20 protein-coding genes are annotated in these 22,134 nt (G+C 39.3%); 15 read left to right on the forward strand and 5 right to left on the reverse strand.

The window, feature by feature from the left end; genetic code table 11:
* Positions 1-50: 50 nt before the first annotated feature.
* Entirely contained in the window at positions 51-1,220 is a 1,170-nt protein-coding gene (locus AB4484_RS10490) for a hypothetical protein (protein WP_222717100.1), read from the forward strand.
* Positions 1,213-1,650, forward strand: coding sequence for a hypothetical protein (locus AB4484_RS10495; protein ID WP_222717099.1), 438 nt, complete (start codon positions 1,213-1,215; stop codon positions 1,648-1,650). Before AB4484_RS10490 ends, AB4484_RS10495 begins: the two co-directional genes overlap by 8 nt.
* Here the strand turns inward: AB4484_RS10495 and AB4484_RS10500 are convergent.
* Positions 1,647-2,366 carry a hypothetical protein gene (locus AB4484_RS10500; RefSeq protein ID WP_222717098.1) on the reverse strand — a complete coding sequence of 240 codons (720 nt, stop codon included), beginning with the start codon at positions 2,364-2,366 and terminating at the stop codon, positions 1,647-1,649. The two genes, AB4484_RS10495 and AB4484_RS10500, sit on opposite strands and share 4 nt — an antisense overlap.
* Positions 2,366-2,737: a hypothetical protein gene (locus AB4484_RS10505; protein ID WP_222717097.1), complete on the reverse strand. Its 372-nt coding sequence runs from the start codon at positions 2,735-2,737 to the stop codon at positions 2,366-2,368. The genes AB4484_RS10500 and AB4484_RS10505 overlap by 1 nt, the downstream gene beginning before the upstream one ends.
* A 110-nt stretch (positions 2,738-2,847) precedes the next feature.
* Between AB4484_RS10505 and AB4484_RS10510 the strand changes: the two genes are divergently transcribed.
* Positions 2,848-3,885 carry a hypothetical protein gene (locus AB4484_RS10510; RefSeq protein WP_372077964.1) on the forward strand — a complete coding sequence of 346 codons (1,038 nt, stop codon included), beginning with the start codon at positions 2,848-2,850 and terminating at the stop codon, positions 3,883-3,885.
* Between the two features lie 8 nt (positions 3,886-3,893).
* Here AB4484_RS10510 and AB4484_RS10515 read toward each other — a convergent pair whose 3' ends face one another.
* Both AB4484_RS10515 and AB4484_RS10520 read right to left on the reverse strand, forming a co-directional pair.
* Positions 3,894-6,026, reverse strand: coding sequence for a hypothetical protein (locus AB4484_RS10515; RefSeq protein ID WP_372077966.1), 2,133 nt, complete (start codon positions 6,024-6,026; stop codon positions 3,894-3,896).
* A gap of 86 nt (positions 6,027-6,112) precedes the next feature.
* Positions 6,113-6,562: a hypothetical protein gene (locus AB4484_RS10520; RefSeq protein WP_061021697.1), complete on the reverse strand. Its 450-nt coding sequence runs from the start codon at positions 6,560-6,562 to the stop codon at positions 6,113-6,115.
* A gap of 289 nt (positions 6,563-6,851) precedes the next feature.
* On the opposite strand from AB4484_RS10520, the gene AB4484_RS10525 reads away from it, so the two are divergent.
* The 4 genes from AB4484_RS10525 to AB4484_RS10540 all read left to right on the forward strand — a co-directional run bounded on the left by AB4484_RS10525 (position 6,852) and on the right by AB4484_RS10540 (position 9,231).
* Positions 6,852-7,172, forward strand: a complete 321-nt coding sequence (locus AB4484_RS10525; protein WP_222717094.1) for a hypothetical protein — start codon at positions 6,852-6,854, stop codon at positions 7,170-7,172.
* Between the two features lie 18 nt (positions 7,173-7,190).
* Complete coding sequence (locus AB4484_RS10530; protein WP_372077967.1) at positions 7,191-7,868, forward strand: hypothetical protein; 678 nt, start codon at positions 7,191-7,193, stop codon at positions 7,866-7,868.
* A 113-nt stretch (positions 7,869-7,981) separates the two neighbouring features.
* Positions 7,982-8,461 carry a hypothetical protein gene (locus AB4484_RS10535; RefSeq protein ID WP_372077968.1) on the forward strand — a complete coding sequence of 160 codons (480 nt, stop codon included), beginning with the start codon at positions 7,982-7,984 and terminating at the stop codon, positions 8,459-8,461.
* A 122-nt stretch (positions 8,462-8,583) separates the two neighbouring features.
* Positions 8,584-9,231, forward strand: coding sequence for a hypothetical protein (locus tag AB4484_RS10540; protein ID WP_372077970.1), 648 nt, complete (start codon positions 8,584-8,586; stop codon positions 9,229-9,231).
* Between the two features lie 13 nt (positions 9,232-9,244).
* On the opposite strand, the gene AB4484_RS10545 is transcribed toward AB4484_RS10540, so the two are convergent.
* On the reverse strand, positions 9,245-10,207 hold the full coding sequence (locus tag AB4484_RS10545) for a hypothetical protein (RefSeq protein ID WP_222717090.1): 963 nt from the start codon (positions 10,205-10,207) through the stop codon (positions 9,245-9,247).
* A gap of 576 nt (positions 10,208-10,783) precedes the next feature.
* Between AB4484_RS10545 and AB4484_RS10550 the strand changes: the two genes are divergently transcribed.
* From AB4484_RS10550 to AB4484_RS10585, 8 genes are all read left to right on the forward strand, one after another.
* The gene (locus AB4484_RS10550) at positions 10,784-11,041 is read left to right on the forward strand and encodes a helix-turn-helix domain-containing protein (protein ID WP_321182947.1); all 258 of its coding nucleotides are present in this window, start codon (positions 10,784-10,786) and stop codon (positions 11,039-11,041) included.
* Between the two features lie 335 nt (positions 11,042-11,376).
* Complete coding sequence (locus AB4484_RS10555) at positions 11,377-11,685, forward strand: hypothetical protein (protein ID WP_222717089.1); 309 nt, start codon at positions 11,377-11,379, stop codon at positions 11,683-11,685.
* Between the two features lie 136 nt (positions 11,686-11,821).
* Positions 11,822-12,565, forward strand: coding sequence for a hypothetical protein (locus AB4484_RS10560; protein WP_222717088.1), 744 nt, complete (start codon positions 11,822-11,824; stop codon positions 12,563-12,565).
* A gap of 58 nt (positions 12,566-12,623) precedes the next feature.
* Positions 12,624-12,953, forward strand: a complete 330-nt coding sequence (locus tag AB4484_RS10565; protein ID WP_222717087.1) for a hypothetical protein — start codon at positions 12,624-12,626, stop codon at positions 12,951-12,953.
* Between the two features lie 267 nt (positions 12,954-13,220).
* Positions 13,221-15,263 (forward strand): class I SAM-dependent DNA methyltransferase, encoded by a 2,043-nt coding sequence (locus tag AB4484_RS10570; protein WP_222717086.1) that lies wholly within the window; start codon positions 13,221-13,223, stop codon positions 15,261-15,263.
* Positions 15,263-16,621, forward strand: a complete 1,359-nt coding sequence (locus AB4484_RS10575) for a restriction endonuclease subunit S (RefSeq protein WP_222717085.1) — start codon at positions 15,263-15,265, stop codon at positions 16,619-16,621. The genes AB4484_RS10570 and AB4484_RS10575 overlap by 1 nt, the downstream gene beginning before the upstream one ends.
* Positions 16,618-18,474, forward strand: coding sequence for a DUF262 domain-containing protein (locus tag AB4484_RS10580; protein WP_222717084.1), 1,857 nt, complete (start codon positions 16,618-16,620; stop codon positions 18,472-18,474). Before AB4484_RS10575 ends, AB4484_RS10580 begins: the two co-directional genes overlap by 4 nt.
* Positions 18,467-21,694 carry a DEAD/DEAH box helicase family protein gene (locus AB4484_RS10585; RefSeq protein ID WP_321182946.1) on the forward strand — a complete coding sequence of 1,076 codons (3,228 nt, stop codon included), beginning with the start codon at positions 18,467-18,469 and terminating at the stop codon, positions 21,692-21,694. The genes AB4484_RS10580 and AB4484_RS10585 overlap by 8 nt, the downstream gene beginning before the upstream one ends.
* Positions 21,695-22,134 lie beyond the last annotated feature (440 nt).

A 22,134-nucleotide genomic window follows, 5' to 3' on the forward strand; every position in this document is an offset into this window, starting at 1 on the left:
AAAAGCTCGATTTGTGGTATGCCATTTAGTAACGATAGGAGGAAAAAAGGATGAGAAATGCGTATACCCAATTGATGATACAGAAGAGCAAATTGTTGCTTGAGAAACGTCCTGAGTTATTCGAACAATACGTTGCTTTTGCCAAGACGTTGGAAGGCTCTGGTGATAAGAATGTTGTGGCTGGCTTGTTGCAGTATTTCTATGAACAGGACTTGTTAAGACCAGAGCTAATTCTGGAAGAGCGCAGCCCATTTGCCGCTCAGATGTTGTTTAGTTTCGAACAATATGACTTGTATAAAGCTATGCTAATGGATTATCAAGCTCACGAGCAGATTGGTTTATATCTGGCTGACAATGGCTTTGACTTGCCCGATTGGGTGTTTGACTCATTTAATCAGTCAATGCCTTTAAATCCACAGCGTATGACGGAAATAAAGCAGAACTACTCAGCGAACCAAATCGTAATTGGTTCGAGTGTCGATGTCCCTGAAGGGTTCTATTTTGGCGATAAGATTTTGTCGAGTTTCAATGATAAAGCCTTGCAAGATGTGGCTTTTGATGTGTTAGAAGAGCCGAAAGGGGTAAACGAAATTTTATCACTGGATGCCCTTCGTCAATTGCATTGCAATTCAATTATTTCCACTGGCGATAGCGGAACGATGATCAAGGACTATTTCGACTTAAAACAACAAAAAGAATGGCTGGATGAGTATCTGGGATTGCATAGTGATACAGCACAGCGTGAGAGTGTTTATTATCACAACGGTAAGCCTAAACCTCTTGCTTCGTCTGTTACAGCAAATGGTGTGCTATTAGGTGAAAATCCCAGTGTGGATGAGTTGATTAACGCTTTACTGGTCGTGAAAGACAAACACATTCATTCTTTTCCGTACAAAGAGCAAAGCGTTGAAAATCTACGTATGGCACTGGAAATAATCAAACAAGATGCGTTATTTGAGGTTACAAGGAGCACGATAGGCGAAAAGGTCGATCAGCGTGTCAGGCTCGTGGTTCAGCAAGTTTGCTTCCCTGATCGTTTGTTGGTTCAAGAGCAAGACAATCCGTTTGAAGGTGTTGAATTGGACGTTGCTCAACCAGTGCCAAATTACGAAGAGCAAGTCTTAGCTGATCTGAAAAGAGAAGTTCAAGAAAGGCTTGATAATGAACCAAAGATTGTAAAGCGTCAGGTGAAGCGCTCGAAGGGGCTGCGCTATGACTAAAAAAGAACTATTAACACTGAGTTTCTTTGGTCATTTATTTGATAGTGATTTTGAAACAATACTCACAGCACAAGACGATTATTCCGCTTTTGAAAATGCGTATCTTGATTTGAATGAGCCGTTTGTCTCATCAATGTTTAAACGCTTGAACGTGGTGTTGTTTGAAGCAGTTCAGGAGCAGGACAAGGTCGATGAAGCGTTGCAAGTGGTTAAACAAGCCTTTCTGACTTGCCAGTTTCAGTGCCAGCATGAGCCTTATACTTTCTGGTATGGTTTTGGATCGACTGATTGTCATGAAAAGTTAGAGTCGATTCTGGCGCATCCATCGGTGGCAACGTTCTATGTTGTGTGTGAAAAGGTGATAGATGATCTGTTCCTTGTTGAGCTGTCAAAGCAAAGTCAAACAAAGCCACGTTTGAGGCTTGGTTAATTGTTCTGTGTGGCTATGGCTTGTGATAAACAGGCTTTTATCACGTATATCTCTGGGAAGGTGATTCGCAGATTGTAGATCTTAAAGCATGGTGTGCAGTGTTGGAATATTTGACCAAAGCTCATAGCCTCCATTACCAATGCCTCAAAATCTCGATCCGTTTCATACTGGTAAAACTCTCGAAATCCCTTTGCCATTCTGTCAGTTGCTTTTTGATAAGCAGTTTCATCAGCATAGTGCAACGCTGTAAGTAGTTGTGATACGTCTTTAAAATCGATACCGATAGAAACCAGCTCTTGTTTAAATCTTTGCCATAGTTCGGTATTGCAACGGGTGTATTGAATCGCAGTGAGCAGATTATCCGCATAGACTGTTTTCGCTATGTGGAAGCGTGAATGTCTTTCTACCATTGCATCATAAAGTTCTGTAATTCCGTATGACTGAGTTGGGTTAATACCCGTTGCAAGGTGAAACTGTTCCGTTACTTGCTGATAGAAGTGCTGCTGTGCTTTGTGATAAGTTTTAAACTCTTTGATATTGCCGTGGCTTCGCTTTCGTTTAGCTGTAGCAAGCCAGTATTGTCTCATCGCATTGATATACACTAACTTTTTGTACTGCTGCAAAAACGCTTCATAATCATAGTCAGATAGCAGACAAATATCTTCGATAGTAAGGTTTGATGTGTAATTATTCAGTTGGTTAATTATGGGTTTCATCACTTCACCTCCTGCGTTTTTCTCTGGATAAAATCCGTAATTTTCTTCTCTTCGGTCTTATCTTGATATGCCAGTAAACACTGGTGTTTTTTGACCAACGGTTTGAAAAAATCGACTAAGAACAGACGATCAGCTTTGCTGACTTCCTCTGCCTGAATCAACGCTTGTTGGTAAGCTGGTAAACGCACAACGTCCATTTGTTGCTTTGCCCTGAAAAACTGGCGATTGAAGCTCTGCTTTGATATGCCTTGTTTACACAGCTCTTGTTCAAATAACACTTCAAAATCGCTTTGGTTCGCAATCAAATCTATCACGCCTTTCAGTTCTCCTTTGTTTAGCTGATCTTCGATCTGCTCGATACTCCAACTCATAAAATCTCCTTGTTTGAATTACCTCTTATTGGTCTACCACAGACTGTGTGATTTGCAATATTTCACTGGCGTGATAACACGTGTATGAGTCCAGAATATAAGGAGTTTGTATGGATAAAGAAGCGCTATTGAGAGAAATTGAAGAGCTGGAAAAGCGAGAATATTACTGTGGTCTTGTCGTTAAAATTGAAGAAAACACACCCAAAAGTTGGACTGTGTTAGTCGAGAAATACCCTTCAAAACTTGAAGAGGCGCAGTCGTTATCGTCAGTTCAGCAAAGGGTAAAAATCACCCTGTATCATATTCAAAAGTTGATTAACGAACATAAAGAAAATCACGAAGTTAATGTTGATATAATTGGTAATCAACCAGAAGTGGATCGTTTACGAGTAAAAGTAACATCAAACAAAAACAGGCTGTTCGATTTTAACTCAGCGACACCCTGTCCAAGCATTTGCACTTTTACGTTGGATAAGTCGTTTTTTAAAGCTTGCCGTGACTATCTACACAAAGAGTGGAAACAAGGGTTCAGTGATGATTTGAAGCGTTATGCCGACCAAACTTTGACCGTAAAATTTCGAGGTGGAGAGCTTCAGAGTTGTGCCAATTCTCAAGGCAAAAATATCGTACTCAAACCACAAACTCAGGCTGGATTGGTGTTCATTATCAACCGCCACTGTGAAACACGATACTGGCTAAAAATGCCCGTTCCACAAGAAATGCGCTGGGCTTTAGAGCAAGGCGCTATCCAAGATTATGGAGAAATTGTTTCATCATTAGACACTGCCCCACAAGTTAAACAATTGTTTTATCGCTGTGATTTTGAGGTAAGTTTAAAGCAGTTCTGCAAAGCTCTGATTGAACGCATTTCACACATTAATACTTACAATCCATTACTTGATGATCTGGGTGTTGATAAAAACAAAGAGGTAGCCCAACGAGCGTTTTCTGATGCACTTGATGAGATCGGCTGGGATCAGATAATGCTTGCAGAAGAACGTTCAAAAGCGTTGTCGCTGTATCACGAGTGGGTTGAGCTGATTACGAGAATGTTGAGTCACTACCTTTGGTATTACCACACAAAATGTTTAAATAAATCGATGTTTGAGCTGAAGCAATTCTCAACAGCAAAGCCTAAGCAACGTTAGTCTTTCATCTAAATTGACGGACGGTAACGCTTAGTCGGTTGAGCTGTGTTTTTTGAAAGCGGTTGAGTGCTTCTCAACCGTTCTTTTTGTGCTTCAATTTGACGTTTTACTCGCTCACGCTGTTCTGGCGAAAGATGTTCACTCTCTAAAAGGTGTGTCCCAACAGCTTCACCAAACTGATACTGGTCAGGGTTCTTCTGGCTGTATCTAACAAAGTTCTTCGCAAATCGAGCCAACTCTTGCTCTAACTTCTCATCAATCATTCTTTGCAGTTTTTTGTCGTTGTTCATATTTGCATACTCGACAACAATCCTCTGGCTGTGCTTGTCGGTAGAGAACATGACTTCAATGTGTAAATATCTTAGATGTTGTCGTCCAAATGAGTATTTGGTTGGTCTGATGAAGATTGCTTGACCTTCGATTAAAGACTTCGCCTCACGAACCAACATCGAGTGTAAAACTTTGGCTGCACTTGGGGCGTGGAGAGTGTTCATCGTTATTCGAGAATGGTTTTCATCAATCTGCTTAATCTGAATTAACGACTCGCCTTTGCGGTTAAATACCGTTGTTTTATGCTTTTCTTCAAACACTTCCAACCCATAATAATCAAATAGCGACTGGTAACGGTTCAGGTGGAAATACTCTTGATAAACGTGGTTGTGCTGCTGGTTGTCCATCTTGAAAAATACCACTTTGCGATAGTTGATAGTGCGTGGCATAAGCTCCATTAACTCGCATTGGTGCTGGCGAATATCATCTAAATCTAAGTCAAACTGCTGCGCTATCTCTTTGCCTGATAACTCTGGCGAGTTGAACAGTGAAGCGTTGTATTTCGTGGCTTTAAGGTTGTTTTGACTGCTCACTTGCTTATTATCCAGTTTATGAAACGACAAATGATGTTGCTTGTTTAAGTTCACCAATACACCTGTGGCAATGCATCGGTTGTAGAACGTCTTAAATGCCTTGTTTTTGGCTTCTTTGTGTTGACTTGGTGGTATTTGTCCTAACTCTTGAGAAAGCGCCTTATTCACTGCGTTAAGGTTGTTTAACAGTACCGTTTCCATCTTTGCGACTGGCGTTGTGTTGCCGTAACGCTGGCTTTGCTGTTCAAAGTGGGATTGTTTTGCGAAACGATGAAGATTTTGTTTCAAATTACGGTTAATGAAGGTATCAATTGTGAATATTACTGGCATAGATTGCTGCTGTATTTCAAGCTGTTGGTTGGGCTTAATGTTGATCGACAACCCTTTCTTCTTCAATTCAGTGATTTTAGCTTGTAGTGGTTTGTCACCGTTTAAGACTTCATTGATCAGATGTTCTAACTCACGAAAAGAACGCTTTACCTCAAACCAGCTCTGGCTATGTCCGAAAAGATATGCCAGATACTCTCTACGTGCAGATTTGGCTTGGCTTTTCTGTTGACCTGTCGCAATGCCTTGTTCTAAATATTGGTTGAATTGTCGTTCAATCTGCTTATGAACCTTTTGCTTTGTTTCAGAAAAATAACGTGGGTTCATATAACGCTTGGTCGTGGGGCAAAAAGCGTGGGTGTAGAAATGAATATGTGGATTCGCTTCTCCTTTAATGTGAAAGTTCAGAGCCAATTCAATCTCTTCGGGTGTGGTCTTTTTCCCTTTGATTTTCTGCTCTTTTTTGATCTGGTTGTAATAGCTCGCCAGATAGTGACGAGTAATGTTTTCCATCATCGCTTTAGCTTGTGTTTCATTACCACCAGATGCTTTGAGTAACCTTTGATATTCAGCTTGAGTAAAGCTCAATGAGCCTTGATAGTTGAACAGTTTCTGAGGGGCTAAACACTCTTGGTAATCGTCAAGTTGCTTGGATTTACGGCTGTTTTTCACGTAATGCTGGGTGATGTAGCGGTGCTGTTCTAAACAGTAAGTATTCACTAACTCTGACAGTTCAGATTGGCGGAGAGATGCGCCTTTGTGCGCCAGTAATGCGCCTAAATCGGGCTGATTTGGGTTTAGACCAAAAGAGAGATTGCAACGCTTGTCGGAGTAGCGTTTGTTCTTCTTGTCTGTGATGAGATAAAGGATGTGATTGGTTAAAGAACCTGTGTGTTTTCCCTTTCGTTTATTGTCGCAGGAAAAAGCGACTTTCTTTATTTTTACGATCATAAGTAAACTTCCTTGTTTACTTAAGTCGTACCATGACACAAATCGATGTCAATATCTTAAATGAAATCGCTCACGTCAGAAGGGAGTTAAGGTTTTGGCTTTAAATACCAACCTGAACCGCGTGTACCGAACTCACTCCCTTTGATGTGAATCTTTCCTTCTTCTAAGAGAGTTATGGTTCCCCCCACAGTTTGTTCACCTTTGGTCATTTGAATCTGGTAATCGTCACCTTCGTAACTCAGCACATCCAGCAATAATTTATCGCCTGCAATGATTGCTTCGTCACCGTGGAGAGAAAATACGTTCATCTTATCAGGGAACCTTGATAATTTACGGGCTTGCTTCTCAGAATATTTTGAAAGGTCTAACACATAGTCGCCTTCAAAATCGTGACCTCCAGAAAACAAAGTAGAGAGTAAGAGCACAAGTATTAGAATGCCGCTGAGTGCAATTGATTTTACTTGAAGTGGTAGCGCTTTAACATCATCAATGGTCTTAACTTTTTTTAATGAAGCAACGCTTTTTTCAATGGACATTTTTAATCCTTATTATTTCGATTATTCAAAACCGATTAATTATTGAGGTTTTTTATTGATTACACTTTTCAATATATTGTTCCAGAATAATATATTCAATAGTGTTAATAACATGTTTTTAGTCCAATGGAGCGATTGGGGCAGCAATGGTTTCGGTCTCTCCATTATTTTGGAAAATCTATATCAGGTCCCTTGAAACCTGGTTTGGTCCTGATAATCTAATGGTAAATAAATCGCATCAGGTAAATTGTTTATGTCATTTGTTCGGAAAGAGACGGAATATTACAATGTGGCTGTTAGTGATGATTTATCAAAATACTTAGAAATGTATCGCTCTCTTGATCCTATTTTTTCAACAATGGATGATAGGAAACTCATTCTTTTTGTTGTACATAAAGCAATTGAAAAAAATGAAAATATTTATACAGAGGAACTTGATTTATCAAGAAATCGAAATGTAAAGTTAAAGAAAACGAGTTTAATAGCAAAGCATTTTGAAAGTATAAATAAAAAGTATAGAGATTATGGTGTTCAGATTAGTGCAAGGCAATATTTCCACCGTTTAGTGATGAATTACTTAATCGAATCAAAAAAAAGAAAAACCGTTTAAAATAATGGAGAGTGTAAAGTGGTTAAAAATATAAAGTCATGTGCAATTGTTGGTGTTGCTGTATTAATTTCAACATCTACATTTGCGGCATCAAAGCATGAAATAGCCTATGAAAAAGAAAAACGTTTTAATTTTGGTTCATTTTCAGTAGAAAGCTTGGAGAAGATTGAACCAACTAAAACACAAGAAGTAGATGGTGTGGAAATGTTCTACTACGATGCGGACGAAGTTAAGAAACACCCTTTTTCACGTGGTCATCACCCTCAAACGACATTGTTAATAGACAAAGATAAAACAATGGCACTGTATAATGCAAAGTTCAAAACTCAAGAAGACTGCATTAGTGACCTTGGGAAAAGAGAGCTAAAAAGTTATTATTACAAATCATATAGAACACGTGCAGTTAAAAGCTCTCCAAAATCTACAAAATGGAAAGTTACCACAAGAACAGTTGATGAAAGCGGTTTGACAAACACAGTATCAGAAGTGAAAGTTGAAATAAATCCCAATGATTATGAGATGGTTGGCGATTTCCAAACGCTTAAAGCTTATTTCAATCCATTATATCCTAAACATGCCGGTTCATTTGAACAGCCCGTAGAAGGTGATTTTTATGTTGAGATGGAATGTAAAGTGGACGGTTCAGCAAAACTTTTGTTTAAAGATGTATACCGAAACGAAGCTTTGAAAAAATAAGAATAAATAAGAGATTGCCTGACAATCTCTTTTTCTTTAATGCGCTATTGGTGGTTGTTCTTTTTTAGATGTGCGTGTTTTTAATTTAATGATGAAGAAGATGGTGATATAAGATGGGCTTGTACAAAGATATGAAAACTTTTCGTGATGGTATTTATGAGACTGGTCACTCAATGCACGATAACAGCTTTGTTTTGAAAGTTGAAACTCGAATTAGACAAAAAGGTGATAATTTTATTAATTACGATTTTTATCTAACATACAATTTGTTTGTATTAATGTCTTGGCTTTCTTTGTTCTTGGGATACCCAATCATTCGTTTCTATTTCCCAGAAACTGATATCGGAAAATTACAATACACTATGTTTCACGATCTTGATAACATCAATCTTAGTGTTTTTGGTTCAGCCGTTAAAGCAGCCTTTTGTGCCTTTTTATACACTTGCGTTACGTTTACACTCTTTGGTTTATGCATGGCAATCAAACATGGTTCAGTCCGTTTGTTTTTTGATTTCTTAGGACAAAGCTTTTATCAAGGTTATAAAAGTGGTGTATTCCTTGGCATTCTTTTCTTTTTTATTCTTTTTACTTAATGTTTTTCCATATTTTAATGTCTAAAAATAAACTGATAAAAAATTGAATGCCGACTTATATTCATAGTGTCGCTGTTAAAAACCCTCAACAAACTAATTACAACATTTTAAAGGTATATACTATGGGCAAGAAACATGTTAAAGACAATGTTTTATACATACCTTACAACACTTCCTTTTCAAAACTTCGTGATTTTTTAATTGCTACAATTATCATCGCAATCCCCTTAATGTTCTCTGGATGGGTTATTTATGATTCTTTGTTTAATACCTATGTCGATGCAAAAGGAGTTGAGTTTATCAACTTTGAAAGATATGGCGATCTTGGCGTAAAAGAGATGATGTCTCCTCTGGCGCAAGTGCCTATCATCTTCTCCATTGCGTTTTTACTTTCAGCATTAGTCAAATTCCTTTATTCAGAATTTGCACCTAACCTGTTTCGTGGTGACGGCCCTGTTTGGATGATTTTCTTACTCCCTCTTTGTGCTCTTCCTGCGTTAATTATTCCGTTTTTTGCTTTTTCTAACTTTTCCACAGCAGACCTAACTCAATATGGAATCGAAAATGCAGAAAATCTATTAGTTTCTATTGGCGCGTTCGGCAACCTCCCAATAATTGTTATTAGCTATCTCATTTATGTTCGTATTCTGTTTAAAAAGAAAGGTAAGCACGAATACAGAATGTTCCATGCTGATACAGGTCGTGAATACCATCTAACAGATGATGGTGAAGTGTTCTTTGCAGACTTCCGAGGCGGACGAGACTTCTAAGCCGAAACCTTATCTATCTATCAGTCAGACAACGGTGGTTGTAGGCAATCCAGTGTTTTAGATGCTTTTCCAACTCCACTATCTCAACCATCTTCTGCTTCATGGTTAAGCCAGCATCATTTTGAGTTTGATGACAAGCTTTGATGTGCTGGTTTAATTTATTCATTGCTTTTGTTACTGTTTCAATGGTTTGTTTATTCTGTTCAGTGATGGTCAGTCGTTGAAACTTGGTTTTGCTCAACAGGAGTAGCAGCTTATCGAGCTGAGATGGTGGCGTTTGGGCTGCGGTTAACTTCTGCTTTAATCGGTCAAAATCTTGCAGTAAAGCTGTTTTGACTTGTGTTGAAAGAGCGATGTCTTTTAGTTGCAACTTGGCTATGTTAATGACCGATAGCGCTTCTTCTTGAGGTTTGTTAAGTGGCTTGGTTGTGAACTGAGCCATTGTCTTTTCAAATCTCACTGGATTGCTCACGGCAATGCGTCTTTTCGATTTTGTACTGGTTGATTGTGCCAGTGCTTTTACCTTTTCTTGATGTGACTTAACAAACTCACCATCTACACTTAATCGTTGGATCTGCGGTTGGGCTATCTCAAAATCAAACACCAGTAGCAGCTCTTGTAAGATATGCAGATACGTTGGTAAGAACTGCTTATTTCTTACCGAAAGTTGTTCTGATGCACTGAGTTTATCTTCGATTGTCTGATATCTGTTTATGTCAAAATCAACAGGGTTTGTATCACTGAGGTGTGCTCTTAGCTTTGCATCTAAATCCAGCAATTGCTGGGCGTTCGGTGCGAACAACGCTGATTGGTTGTTGTGAAGGGTTAAATCTTCGCTTTGAACCGTTAACGTTTCGCCATTAAACACCGCATTGATTAGCTGAGTTTTGTGTTTGAATCCACATTGCTGCGTCAATTCAGATAGATACTGTTCGATCTCCTTATTGGTTGAGTAGTGAAAGAACTTTTTGCTCATTAATTCTCCCCAATCGAGTTTTGAAAAGTTATCAATTTTGATAACGATTTTTTTGAAGGTGGAGTGAAAGTGATTGGGTGGTTTGTCCACTTTCGGGTTGTGGTGTGATGATTTATTTCTGAGTTTGAGCGTTTGATCGGACGGTTCAGCAGTTGGTTTTGGTGTTGTATTTGTATCGTCATAGCATCTCCTTTTTCTGTGCTTATCTCTATGTTGTATCGCACTTTTCAGATATTGCAATAGCACTTCTCTCACGACTGGTAAGGAGTCAACTGGGACAGTTGATTAGGTTTCATACGATACACCCACGCAGTGGTGGGAGTATAAACCCTTGTCTTGCAATGGCTTTTGATCTTTTGATTTGAATATTCTGTGATTTAAGCGGTTTTGGATACTTCCTTTTTAGGTGGTAGGGAGTATTGACCGCTCACCAGTCTCAGGAGGTGTGATTGGTCAATGGTCTTACAGGTGGATAGTCCAGGTGGTTTTTAGTTGAGTTGTCTTGGGCAGACCGTTGGATAATCGAACAATGATCTATGATAATCCTTGCCCCTTTCTACCAACCAGAGCGTTATTGTGTCTACCCTTACCATTTTTGATAAGAAATTGATTATTGAGTCTATCAAGGCAGAGCTTGAACCTACACGCCAAGATAGAAGTGCAATGTCAGATATGTCTTGGGTTATGACTGTCGTTAAAAATGAATTGTGTGAGCAAATGCTTGTTCAAACTCGAGGTAATCAAGCCAAAGCTGCAAGGCTTTTAGGGATAAATAGAGGGACTTTTCGAGATCGAATCAAGGCAATTCATGAACGTAAAGAGTGGTTAGATTAACTTATCCACCTAACATACCAGAATTAGCCCGTATTGCTCCGATCTTCGAGTGAAGGTCTATTGGCTTATCAAGTCAGATATACGGGCGAAAAGCCGCAATTAACGATACTTGAAACATACTTCCTCTCTTGTTGAGCTTATACAACCGTTCTTTCCCTCCAAATCCATCAATTTTTTAATATCCAAAGCTATTCGACTCTTCGAGTCCGTTCTGAATGTAAAAGCAATGCTGTTCTTTAACGCATTAAGTAATGGCTTTAAGCTTTCCCAGAAATGGCGAACGCAGTGAGTTTAATACAAGATGAGCAGAATTGTTTTCGTTGGCACTTCCTTTCTTGACCGAAATAGAACTAACCATTTTACTTCTTTTTAAAGGACGGGAAAGTCGGCTGGCTGGTCAGCGACTTTATATTAAAAATAAAAATGTATTAAATAATATTAAAGATATTAAAAGAGGTGGACACCTTATCAGTATTATCGGACGGTTTATCAGAAAAAGGGGACGGCTTATCAGTGTTGAATGGACGGTTCACCAGTTGGTTACTTCCAGCCCTTCTATTATTGACGAACGGTATAGGGTGGACAGTTTTGATCTTTTTTTGATAAACCGTCTTGACAAATATTTTAAATATGTAAAAACATAAGAAGGATAAAAATCAAATAGAGAACTTTACTGAATTAATTTACGCTAAATAACCTCCACGATTGCACTCACCCTCACTGGGATAGGCTTTACGCTTTGATTTTTGCTCTTGACGACAATAATCAAAGGAGAAACTTATGTCAGTTAAAACACCTCTAAATAATCACAACGATAAAATCTTAATCGTAGAACGCCAGTTTATCCATACTCATTTCAACGAATATCAACGTCTGATTCTACCGCCAAGCTTGAGTTTTAAAGCGTTAAAAGTGGCGTTTTATTTACTGCATTATAATCAGCTGATGAACCACATAAATAAAACAAACGATATTAAGGTTTGTCGTCTTTCAATGTCTGATCTGTGTTGTTACTTCGAAACAAGCAAAAAGGTGATGCTGGCTATTGTTGAGTCGCTAAACCACCCTTTAATCGCAATGGTTTCGGTTGATAATAGTGGTGTGTCTTACACGGTAGACAGAGCTGCACTATGTCCAAAAAAAGCGGTAATAAATGACGAACATACAACCTCCTCTTATTTCATCGATTTAGATAAGATGAAGCCACATCGTTCAATCATTGGCTGGATGATGGGCAATTTTAAAGCGTTTTACGGTCAGAAAGTAAAACTTAATCGAACGTTCTTATTCGACTTTTTTGGGTATGCCTGTGAAACAGAAAAACAGCGTAAAGATGCGGTAAGAACCCTTAAGCGAGCGGCTAAATCACAAGGCTATGAGTATCAAAAATATTGCTTCGTGCCAACTCAACAGATTGAGTTAGATGATTACGCTATTCACCTTTCTCAGCTTTACTCAGAGCAAGAGCAAGAAGTTGATTTACGATCTGTTTCAGATTATGAGGCGTATTATGGTCAGTTGTAATGTTTCGTATGAAGAATCTTTAGCACATTGGCAACGATCACATCCTTGCGTGGTGTGTGTGTCACTTGAAGAATATCAAGAGCATGAGTTAATTGAAGTGGTTGGTTTACCTGACGGTGATATACACGTTAAAGCGAATCAAGAGCAGCCTATCGAACAATGTCTTTATCAGTTATTGGCTTATGAAAGGCTTGTCGTTGCCGACAAACAACGCTTCTTTGCTGAGGTAGAAAAGCGCCTGACCAGTCCATCACTTTTTACTGAACATGTGCTCAATCAATTAAAGCAACGAACTGTTTCAGTCAGATCTGTCCATCGGTATAGAACAGCGCAGCAACTACGTAACGACTACATCAACGCTCAACTCTCTCGATTAAAATCACACTGACATTAGCTCCGATTTAAGGGGCTAATTTACAACAACAATATAGGTAGTCTTGTCTTCCTATCTTTGAGAATTGCCCTGTTTAGGTCTTTTTTGCGTTTTAGGGAAAGTGATTGCGGGATTTTTGTGGGTATTGCGGAAAAAGATAAGTGATTTGGTAGGTTGGGTTAACGCTTTGACTTGATGCAATAAATTGAAGTGCCTCTACAGCTTCAAGAACTTCACTATGGTATAATTCGGCTAATTTTGTATGAATAAAGATGAATAATAATGACGAACAATAACTTTTCTTCAACGGCAGCGCTGCTGTGGTCAGTGGCAGACCTACTGCGTGGCGATTTCAAACAGTCTCAATACGGTCGTATTATCTTACCTTTCACTCTTCTTAGACGTTTAGAGTGCGTGATTGAAGAGACTAAATCTGATGTTTTAGACAAGTATGAAGCAGTGAAAGCAATGCCTTTTGAAGCGCAAGACAAGATCTTGACTCACTCGGCAAAACTGAGCTTTTACAACACTTCAAAAATGGATCTGAGTCGTCTCGGTGAAACGAACGTTGCAAGTAACCTTGAAAGTTATATTCAGTCATTCAGCCCCAACGCTCGTGAGATTTTCGAGCATTTCGATTTCTTCAATACGATAGATAAATTGGAAGAAGCGGATCTTCTTTACAAAGTATCAAAACAGTTTGCGAATGCGCCATTATCACCAGAGCAAATCAGCAACTATGGAATGGGTTTGGTGTTTGAAGAATTGATCAGACGCTTTGCTGAAAGTTCAAATGAAACGGCTGGTGAGCACTTTACGCCAAGAGATATTGTCCGTCTAACTACGTCATTAGTTTTTACAAACGATGATGCAGCTCTTACACAAGCTGGCTTAGTGCGTTCAATTTACGATCCTACGGCTGGTACAGGTGGTTTCTTATCGTCAGGTATGGAATATCTTCACGAATTGAATGATCAAGCTTCTCTATCTGCTTTTGGTCAAGAGCTAAATCCTGAGTCATACGCAATCTGTAAAGCAGATATGCTAATCAAAGGTCAGAAGGTCGATAACATTAAGTTAGGTAATACCTTGTCTAATGACCAACTCCGCACTGATAAGTTTGATTACATGTTATCGAACCCTCCGTTTGGTGTGGATTGGAAAAAGATCCAAAAGTTCATTAGCGATGAGCATACAGATAAAGGCTTCGAAGGTCGTTTTGGTGCAGGTTTACCACGAGTATCTGACGGTTCGTTACTCTTCTTAATGCACCTTGTGAGCAAAATGCGCCCTCAACATGAAGGTGGTTCACGTATCGGTATTATCTTGAACGGCTCACCACTGTTTACGGGTGGTGCTGGTAGCGGTGAAAGCGAAATTAGACGCTACATTCTTGAAAATGACTTGCTTGAAGCAATTGTCGCTCTACCAACTGATATGTTCTACAACACTGGTATTGCAACTTATGTTTGGGTCTTATCAAGCCAAAAGCCAGCTAATCGTAAAGGTAAAGTTCAGCTAATCAATGCTTCAAAAGAACGTGCTAAAAAAGGCGGTCGTGGTCGAAGTGGCGGTGGTGAAGTTGAAGGGGGGGATCAAGATGTCTTTTACTCTGCGATGCGTAAATCGTTAGGCAGTAAGCGTAAAGAGCTGACCGAAGAGAGCATTGAGACGATTGTAAAAACCTACGGGCAATTTGCCGAAAATACTTTTAGTAAGATTTTTGATTATAAAGAATTTGGCTACCGCAGAATTACAGTTGAACGTCCTCTTAAACTTGTGATTTACCCGAAAGACGAATTACGAATTGAAGCGCTTAAAGCGGATAAAGCGTGGACAAAATTGAGTGAAGCACTTCAACAAGCCGTATTAGAAGCCCTTGCTTCACTCACAGAAGAGAAGGTGTTATCTCGTGATACATTCCTAAAAGACTTTACCGTTAATTTAAACGGCTCAAAGCTTACCGCAGCACAACAAAAGCTAATTGTTAAGCACTTAGGTGAACACGCTGATGAAGCAGAAGTGTGTAAGGTTAAAGGTAAAGTGGAAGCTAATCCTGACCTACGTGATAACGAAAACGTGCCATTAACGGAAACCGTTGAAGAATACTTTGCTCGTGAAGTATTACCGCACGTTTCTGATGCGTGGATTGATACTAAAAAGACCGATGAACTGGACGGTGAAGTTGGTGTAGTGGGTTATGAAATCCCATTCAACCGTCATTTCTATGTTTATGAGCCACCAAGAGCCTTAGAAGCCATTGATGCAGATTTAGATGCGGTATCGGCTGAGATTATGCAGCTACTTAACGAGGTGCATTCGTAATGACAGGTCGTTATAAAGCATACCCTGAGTATAAAGAATCTAACCATATTTGGCTTGGAAGTGTTCCTGCACATTGGGACATTCTGAGAGCAAAACGTATTTTTACAGCGGTTAGAGTTCCAGTGAAAGAGTCAGATGAACAATTAGCAGCCAGTCAAAAGTATGGTGTTGTTCCACAATCATTAATGATGAAACTTAATAATGCAAAAGTTATGTTGGCATTAAAGGGGACTGATTCATTTCGTCATGTAGATAAAGATAACTTCGTAATTAGTCTTAGAAGCTTTGAAGGGGGAATTGAGCATAGTGCGTATGAAGGATGTGTGTCTCCTGCCTATACCGTTTTAAAGGCTTCGCTAAAACAATGCCCAGTATTCTTCAAATATTTATTAAAGTGCGAGCCATTTATTGCAGCACTTCAATCTACGACTGATAGCCTTCGTGATGGAAAGTCAATTTCATATGAACAGTTTGGCTCCATTTATCTTCCGTATTGTAATTTTGAAGAACAGCAAAAAATGGCCAACTTCCTCGATCACGAAACCGCCAAGATCGACACCTTAATCACGAAACAAGAAAAGCTGATTGAGCTGTTAAAAGAGAAGCGTCAAGCGGTCATTTCACACGCAGTGACCAAAGGGCTTAACCCTGATGCCCCAATGAAGGATTCTGGTGTGGAATGGCTGGGGGAAGTGCCTGAGCATTGGGAAGTTGGTCGAGTAAAAAACTTAGCTAAATTAATATCAAAAGGTACAACTCCAAGCACTATTGGCGGAGGTTTTATTGACGAAGGCATAAGGTTTTTAAAAGGTGAGAATATTGGTAAATCACTTTTCGTTAACCTATCTCCAACTTTCTATATATCCGAAGAAGTAGACGCTCAATTGTCGAGAAGTCGGTTACAAGAAAACGATGTGTTAGTAATCATTGCGGGTGCGACAACTGGCAAAGCCTCTATTTTAACCAAAGAGTTATTACCTGCAAATACCAATCAGGCTGTTAGTTTCATTCGCCCGAAGAAAACTATTTATTCAAAATTAATCGCACTTTGGCTTTCAACCGAATATGCTCAACGTATTATTTGGATGGGAGCAGTTCAAGCTGCCCAACCCAATTTATCAATGGAAGATCTGGGTAACTTACCAATAGTGTTACCTGACGAAGACGAGGTTATCCCTTTACTAAACGAGATAGACAGAAAAATTGAACAATTTGATGCTCTAACTTTAAAAGCTAATAGTGCGATTGAGTTGATGAAAGAACGCAAAACAGCTCTTATCTCAGCAGCCGTAACTGGCAAGATTGATGTGCGTCACTTTGTTTTAAAGCAAGGGCAACAGCAAGGAGTTCAGGGATGAGTCGTTTAGAAAACAAAATTGAAGCTAATAATCGTTCGATCTTTGAAGTGCTTGATAATAAAAAATACACCGTTGATTATTATCAGCGTGAGTATAGTTGGGAACAAACCCACATTGAGCAGCTCGTTACAGATTTGTGTAATGCGTTTTTAGACAACTATGCTCCATCTCATCAACGCTCAGATGTAGCAGATTACAACAGCTATTACTTAGGTCCATTTGTCCTGAGTGATAAATCAAACAAGCGAAGTATTATCGATGGTCAACAGCGTTTAACCTCACTAACGCTCTTTCTTATCTACCTAAACAACAAACAAAAAGAGCTTGATCTGAATGAGTCAATTTCTGGAATGATTTTTTCAGAAAAGTTCGGACAAAAGTCATTCAATATCGATGTGCCAGAACGAACGGCTTGTCTTGATGCTCTGTTTAATCAAGGGGAGTTCGTACTACCTGACGAGGCGGATGCGTCAACTATTAACATGGCAGCTCGTTACCAGAATATTTGTGATGCATTCCCCGTAGATCGTATTGATGAGAATGTGTTACCTCTGTTTCTTGACTGGCTACGTGAGCTTGTTGTTTTAGTGGAAATAGTGGCTTATAGCGATGAAAATGCCTACACCATTTTTGAAACGATGAATGATAGAGGTTTAAACCTTACACCAACCGAAATGCTAAAAGGTTTTTTGCTTTCTAAGTATCGAGATAATGAAAAACGTAAGTTCTCTAATGATTTCTGGAAGCAAACCATTATTGACTTAAAAGCGTTTGATAAAGAAGAAGATCAACGTTTTATACAAGCTTGGTTAAGAGCAAAGTATGCTGAATCAATCAGACAAAGCAAAGCAGGCTCACTTAACGAAGATTTTGAGAAAATTGGGACACGTTTCCATAATTGGGTTAGAGATAACTTAACTCGAATTGGTTTAGCGAAAGCTGGCGAAGCGGAGTTTGATTCGTTTATCAACACTGAGTTTAAATACTATGTTAATGCCTATCAACGCATTCGAGAAGCTGAAGAAAACTTCACGCCTGATTTGGATTCAATACACTATATCTATCAATGGGGTATCGCAACCTCGTTGAGTTACCCTTTAATGCTGGCTCCACTCAAAGCAACCGACTCCGTGGCTCTGGCTAACCAAAAAATGAACTTAGTCGCTAAATACATAGACATATTCTGTGTACGCCGTTCAATAAACTTTCGAACTTTTTCAGCCAGTTCAATTCGTTACACAATGTATAATTTAGTTAAAGAGATACGAAATAAAGACTTTGATGAGTTGGTCGAAATTTTTAATAAAAAACTCGATGAAATGGATGAGCAATGGGATGGCCTTGAGTGGTTCCGCTTACATGGTCAAAATGGTCGTTTCGTAAAATATTTATTGTCACGCATTTCTGGTTATGTTGACGGATTAGCAGGCGAAAATACCGATTTTGCGACTTACTATCATGCAGAAAATGGTAAGCCATATGAGATTGAGCATTTATGGGCAAACAATTTTAATAATCATAGAGACGAGTTTGAGCAACTAAACGATTTTAATGATACTCGCAATAGCATTGGGGCATTGGTCTTATTACCAAGAGGAACAAACCAATCATACAGCGATAAACCTTATATAGAAAAAGTAGTTCATTACATCAAAGAGAATCTGTTAGTTAAGTCTCTGCACCCACTAACCTACGAGAATAACCCAAACTTCAAAAAGTTAGTTTCAAATTATGGGCTATCATTCCAGCCACACCCTGATATGAAGGTTGCGAATATCCAAGATAGATGTGATTTATACCGACAAATATCTGAAAAAATCTGGTGCTTACAAGAGGACTGTGTTGGTGAGTAAAGAAAAAACAACAAGAGAGCTTCAATTCCAAAACGACATCCTTGACCAAATGCAGTCGAACGGCTGGCTGTTAGGTCAATCGAACAAATACAACCGTGAGTTGGCTCTTTATTCTGAAGATGCGGAGGCATTCATTCAGAACACTCAACCTCAGCAATGGGAAAAGTTAGCGCAACACTCCCCAAATACAGAGCGCAATCCTACCGCTACTCGTGATGCGATGTTCAAAGCGTTAGATCGTGATTTAAAGAGTAAAGGCACGTTGTGGGTTTTACGTAACCAAGTTAAAGATCGTGGGGCTAAGTTTCGCTTCTGTTCTTTTAAGCCCGATCACGACTTAAATCCAGATGCTACGGCTCAATATCAGAAAAATATCTTACGTGTTGTGCCAGAGCTGATTTATTCACCTAACGGCTATGACGGACGTATCGATTTAACTTTGTTCGTCAATGGTATTCCTGTTGCTACCTGTGAACTCAAATCTGAGTTTAAACAATCGATTGATAATGCCAAAGTCCAATACATGAAGGACAGGCAGCCCAAAGATCCAGCCACAAAGAAAGCAGAACCATTATTAACCTTTAAGCGTGGTGCATTGGTTCATTTCGCTGTAAGTCAATACAACGTAGCTATGACGACTTGTTTGATGGGAGATAAGACATTCTTCCTACCATTCGATCAAGGAACGTGGGACGGTGGCAAAGGCAATGACATACCAGAAGATGATTCTTATGCGACTTCTTACCTTTGGAATGAGATTTTCCAGAAAGACAATCTACTGCTTATTTTAAGCCGTTACATTCATTTAGAACGTAAAGAGATTGAAGAGTTAGACGGAACAATTAAAGTCAAAGAAACGATGATTTTCCCTCGTTACCACCAATGGGCGGTCGTGTCTAAACTGATTAACACAGTCGATCTGGAAGGTACGGGTGAGAAGTATCTGGTTCAACACAGTGCTGGATCAGGTAAATCTAACTCTATTGCTTGGCTTTCACACCAACTCGCTTCAAAACACTATTACACTGAACATCCAGAGCTTGACAAACAAGCTGGTGATAAGGTTTTTGACTCCGTTATCGTCATTACAGATAGAACCGTTCTTGATAGCCAGTTGCAAGATACGATCTATCAGTTCGATCATAACGAAGGAATGATTGCTCGTGTTAATCGTGAAGCAGCGCAAGGCTCTAAATCGAGTCAATTAGCAGGAGAGTTAAAGGCTGGCACATCCATCATTATCGTGACCATTCAAACCTTTCCACACGTCTTAGAAGCGATACGTGAAGACGCAACGTTAGCTGGTCGTAGTTTTGCTGTTATTGCTGATGAAGCTCACTCAGGACAAAGTAGCTCTAACGCTCGTAAATTGCGTGAAGTGTTAATGGCAGAAGAACTCGAAGACGATACTGAATTAGACAGTGAAGATATGCTGCGTTTGTCTTTGGAAGCTCGTAAAGGATCAAACAAACTTAGTTACTTTGCTTTTACCGCCACACCAAAAGCAAAAACATTAGAGCTGTTTGGTCGCAGACCTGATTTATCCGAACCTGTCAGTGATACAAATAAGCCCGAAGCGTTCCACGTTTACTCTATGCGTCAAGCGATAGAAGAAGGGTTCATCTTAGACGTTCTACAAAACTACACCAGTTATCGTGTCGCTTATCAACTGGCACACGAGAACCCAACGTCAGACCAAGAAGTTGATAGTAAAAAAGCCGCTTCAAAAATGGCGAAGTGGGTTCGCTTGCACCCTTACAATATTGCTCAAAAAGTTGAAGTGATTATTGAACACTTCAATAGCAAGGTGAAACACCTGTTAGGCGGTGAAGCTAAGGCGATGGTCGTTACGTCAAGCCGATTAGAAGCCGTGCGTTATAAGCTGGCGTTTGAAAAATACGTGCAAAGTAAGGGCTATAACAATGTCAATGCGATGGTGGCGTTTTCTGGTGATGTGAATGATCCTGAATTACCCGATCAGGCGTTTACAGAAAATAACATGAACCCGAATTTGCGTGGTCGTGATATGCGTAAAGCATTTGATACGGCAGATTATCAAGTGATGTTGGTTGCAAACAAGTTCCAGACAGGTTTTGACCAACCAAAGCTTGTTGCTATGTATGTCGATAAGCCACTAAAAGGCGTTGAGTGTATTCAAACCCTCTCTCGTTTAAACCGAACTTGTAAAGGTAAAGATAGAACGTTTGTGCTTGATTTTGTTAACGAGCCTGACGATATTCTTGAAGAGTTTAAAGTCTATTTTCAAACGGCTGAATTAGCAGGGGTATCTGATCCTCATATCGTCTATGAGTTGATGGATAAGCTGAATAAGGTAGGGATTTACCAGTGGTTTGAAGTTGAAACATTTGTTGAAGCTTATAACAGTAAAAAAGCCAAACAAGCCAAGTTAGCCAACTTGTGTAAAGCTCCCGTAACACGCTTTGAACTTCGTTACAAAGAAGCGACACACGTTTTAGAATCGGCACAAGCGGATCTGTCTAAGGCGAAAATTGAGAAGAACGATAAAGCGATAAAGTTTGCTCAAAACAGTGTGAAAAACGCTAAGGAAGCCAGAGATATTCTGGAAGTGTTTAAGAAAGATTTAGTCTCTTTTGTTCGCTACTACGAGTTCATTTCACAGATTGTCGATTTTAGTGATTTCGATTTAGAGAAGCTGGCGTTGTTTGCAAAACACCTTGCGCCTCTGCTGCGTTTAGAGTTAGTTCAAGAGGATGTGGATTTAGCGGATGTGGTAATGACGCATTACCGTTTACACGAGCAGCGAGAAGCTGATTTACAGTTAGGTCATAAAGTGGGTGAAGATCCCACGCCTTACTTACCACCAACAAAAGAAGGCTCAGGTGCAACACCGAAAGATCCAAAAACTGAATTGCTTAACGAAATTATCGAGCGAATGAACGATTTGTTTATTGAAGACGGTTTGACGGAAAGTGATATGTTGAACTATGCCAATACAATTATGGGCAAAGTCTCTGAAAACAACGTAGTAATGGATCAGCTTCGTAATAACACCAAAGAACAAGCTATGTTAGGTCAGTTCCCTGAATCAATTAATGAAGCTGTGATTGAGAGTATGGGCGTTCATGAGCAAATGGCTATGAAAGTCCTGTCTAATGACGCTGTGGCTAAGAACTTTGCTGCATTGATGTTTGATATGTTGATGAAAGGTTTGGGGAAGGAAGTGCCAAAGAATATCTAAAACGAGGACTTTGAGCTACTTATGATTTTAAAGGAGTGGAAAACCACTCCTATTTTTTACACCAAAAATAAAAGTAGTGTTATTGACATAAGTTTATCCACATGGCACCACCGTGTGAATAACAGACAAGAACACGAGTGGAGAAAGCCTCTATAGAGACGGCATTCTTGTAAACTTAGTTTTCAATATCTCAACAAAGCCAGCCACCACGCTGGCTTTTTTATTGGCCAAAGCCCAACAGCCAATTAAAAGTGATACTCACTCAAAATCATTTACAGAATGATCGTCGCTAACTTTCCCTTTATTAGTTCATTACTTAGCCACAAATGATGATGGCTAAATTTCACACTGCTATGCATCCACTAGCAAAATCTAACGTTGCAAATTTCATTCATGAGAAATATGAATGCACTCATAAGAAAAGATATATCGAGTAAAGT

This window comes from Vibrio sp. 10N.261.46.A3 (assembly GCF_041472995.1).
Lineage (GTDB): Bacteria > Pseudomonadota > Gammaproteobacteria > Enterobacterales > Vibrionaceae > Vibrio > Vibrio coralliirubri.

Bases quoted from the DNA above. Each gene is read 5' to 3' on its own strand.
- AB4484_RS10505 (WP_222717097.1), bottom strand. From the start codon at position 2,737: ATGAGTTGGAGTATCGAGCAGATCGAAGATCAGCTAAACAAAGGAGAA.
- AB4484_RS10540 (WP_372077970.1), top strand. From the start codon at position 8,584: ATGGGCAAGAAACATGTTAAAGACAATGTTTTATACATACCTTACAAC.
- AB4484_RS10545 (WP_222717090.1), bottom strand. From the start codon at position 10,207: ATGAGCAAAAAGTTCTTTCACTACTCAACCAATAAGGAGATCGAACAG.
- AB4484_RS10560 (WP_222717088.1), top strand. From the start codon at position 11,822: ATGTCAGTTAAAACACCTCTAAATAATCACAACGATAAAATCTTAATC.
- AB4484_RS10575 (WP_222717085.1), top strand. From the start codon at position 15,263: ATGACAGGTCGTTATAAAGCATACCCTGAGTATAAAGAATCTAACCAT.
- AB4484_RS10570 (WP_222717086.1), top strand. From the start codon at position 13,221: ATGACGAACAATAACTTTTCTTCAACGGCAGCGCTGCTGTGGTCAGTG.
- AB4484_RS10535 (WP_372077968.1), top strand. From the start codon at position 7,982: ATGGGCTTGTACAAAGATATGAAAACTTTTCGTGATGGTATTTATGAG.
- AB4484_RS10500 (WP_222717098.1), bottom strand. From the start codon at position 2,366: ATGAAACCCATAATTAACCAACTGAATAATTACACATCAAACCTTACT.
- AB4484_RS10515 (WP_372077966.1), bottom strand. From the start codon at position 6,026: ATGATCGTAAAAATAAAGAAAGTCGCTTTTTCCTGCGACAATAAACGA.
- AB4484_RS10520 (WP_061021697.1), bottom strand. From the start codon at position 6,562: ATGTCCATTGAAAAAAGCGTTGCTTCATTAAAAAAAGTTAAGACCATT.
- AB4484_RS10495 (WP_222717099.1), top strand. From the start codon at position 1,213: ATGACTAAAAAAGAACTATTAACACTGAGTTTCTTTGGTCATTTATTT.
- AB4484_RS10490 (WP_222717100.1), top strand. From the start codon at position 51: ATGAGAAATGCGTATACCCAATTGATGATACAGAAGAGCAAATTGTTG.
- AB4484_RS10510 (WP_372077964.1), top strand. From the start codon at position 2,848: ATGGATAAAGAAGCGCTATTGAGAGAAATTGAAGAGCTGGAAAAGCGA.
- AB4484_RS10580 (WP_222717084.1), top strand. From the start codon at position 16,618: ATGAGTCGTTTAGAAAACAAAATTGAAGCTAATAATCGTTCGATCTTT.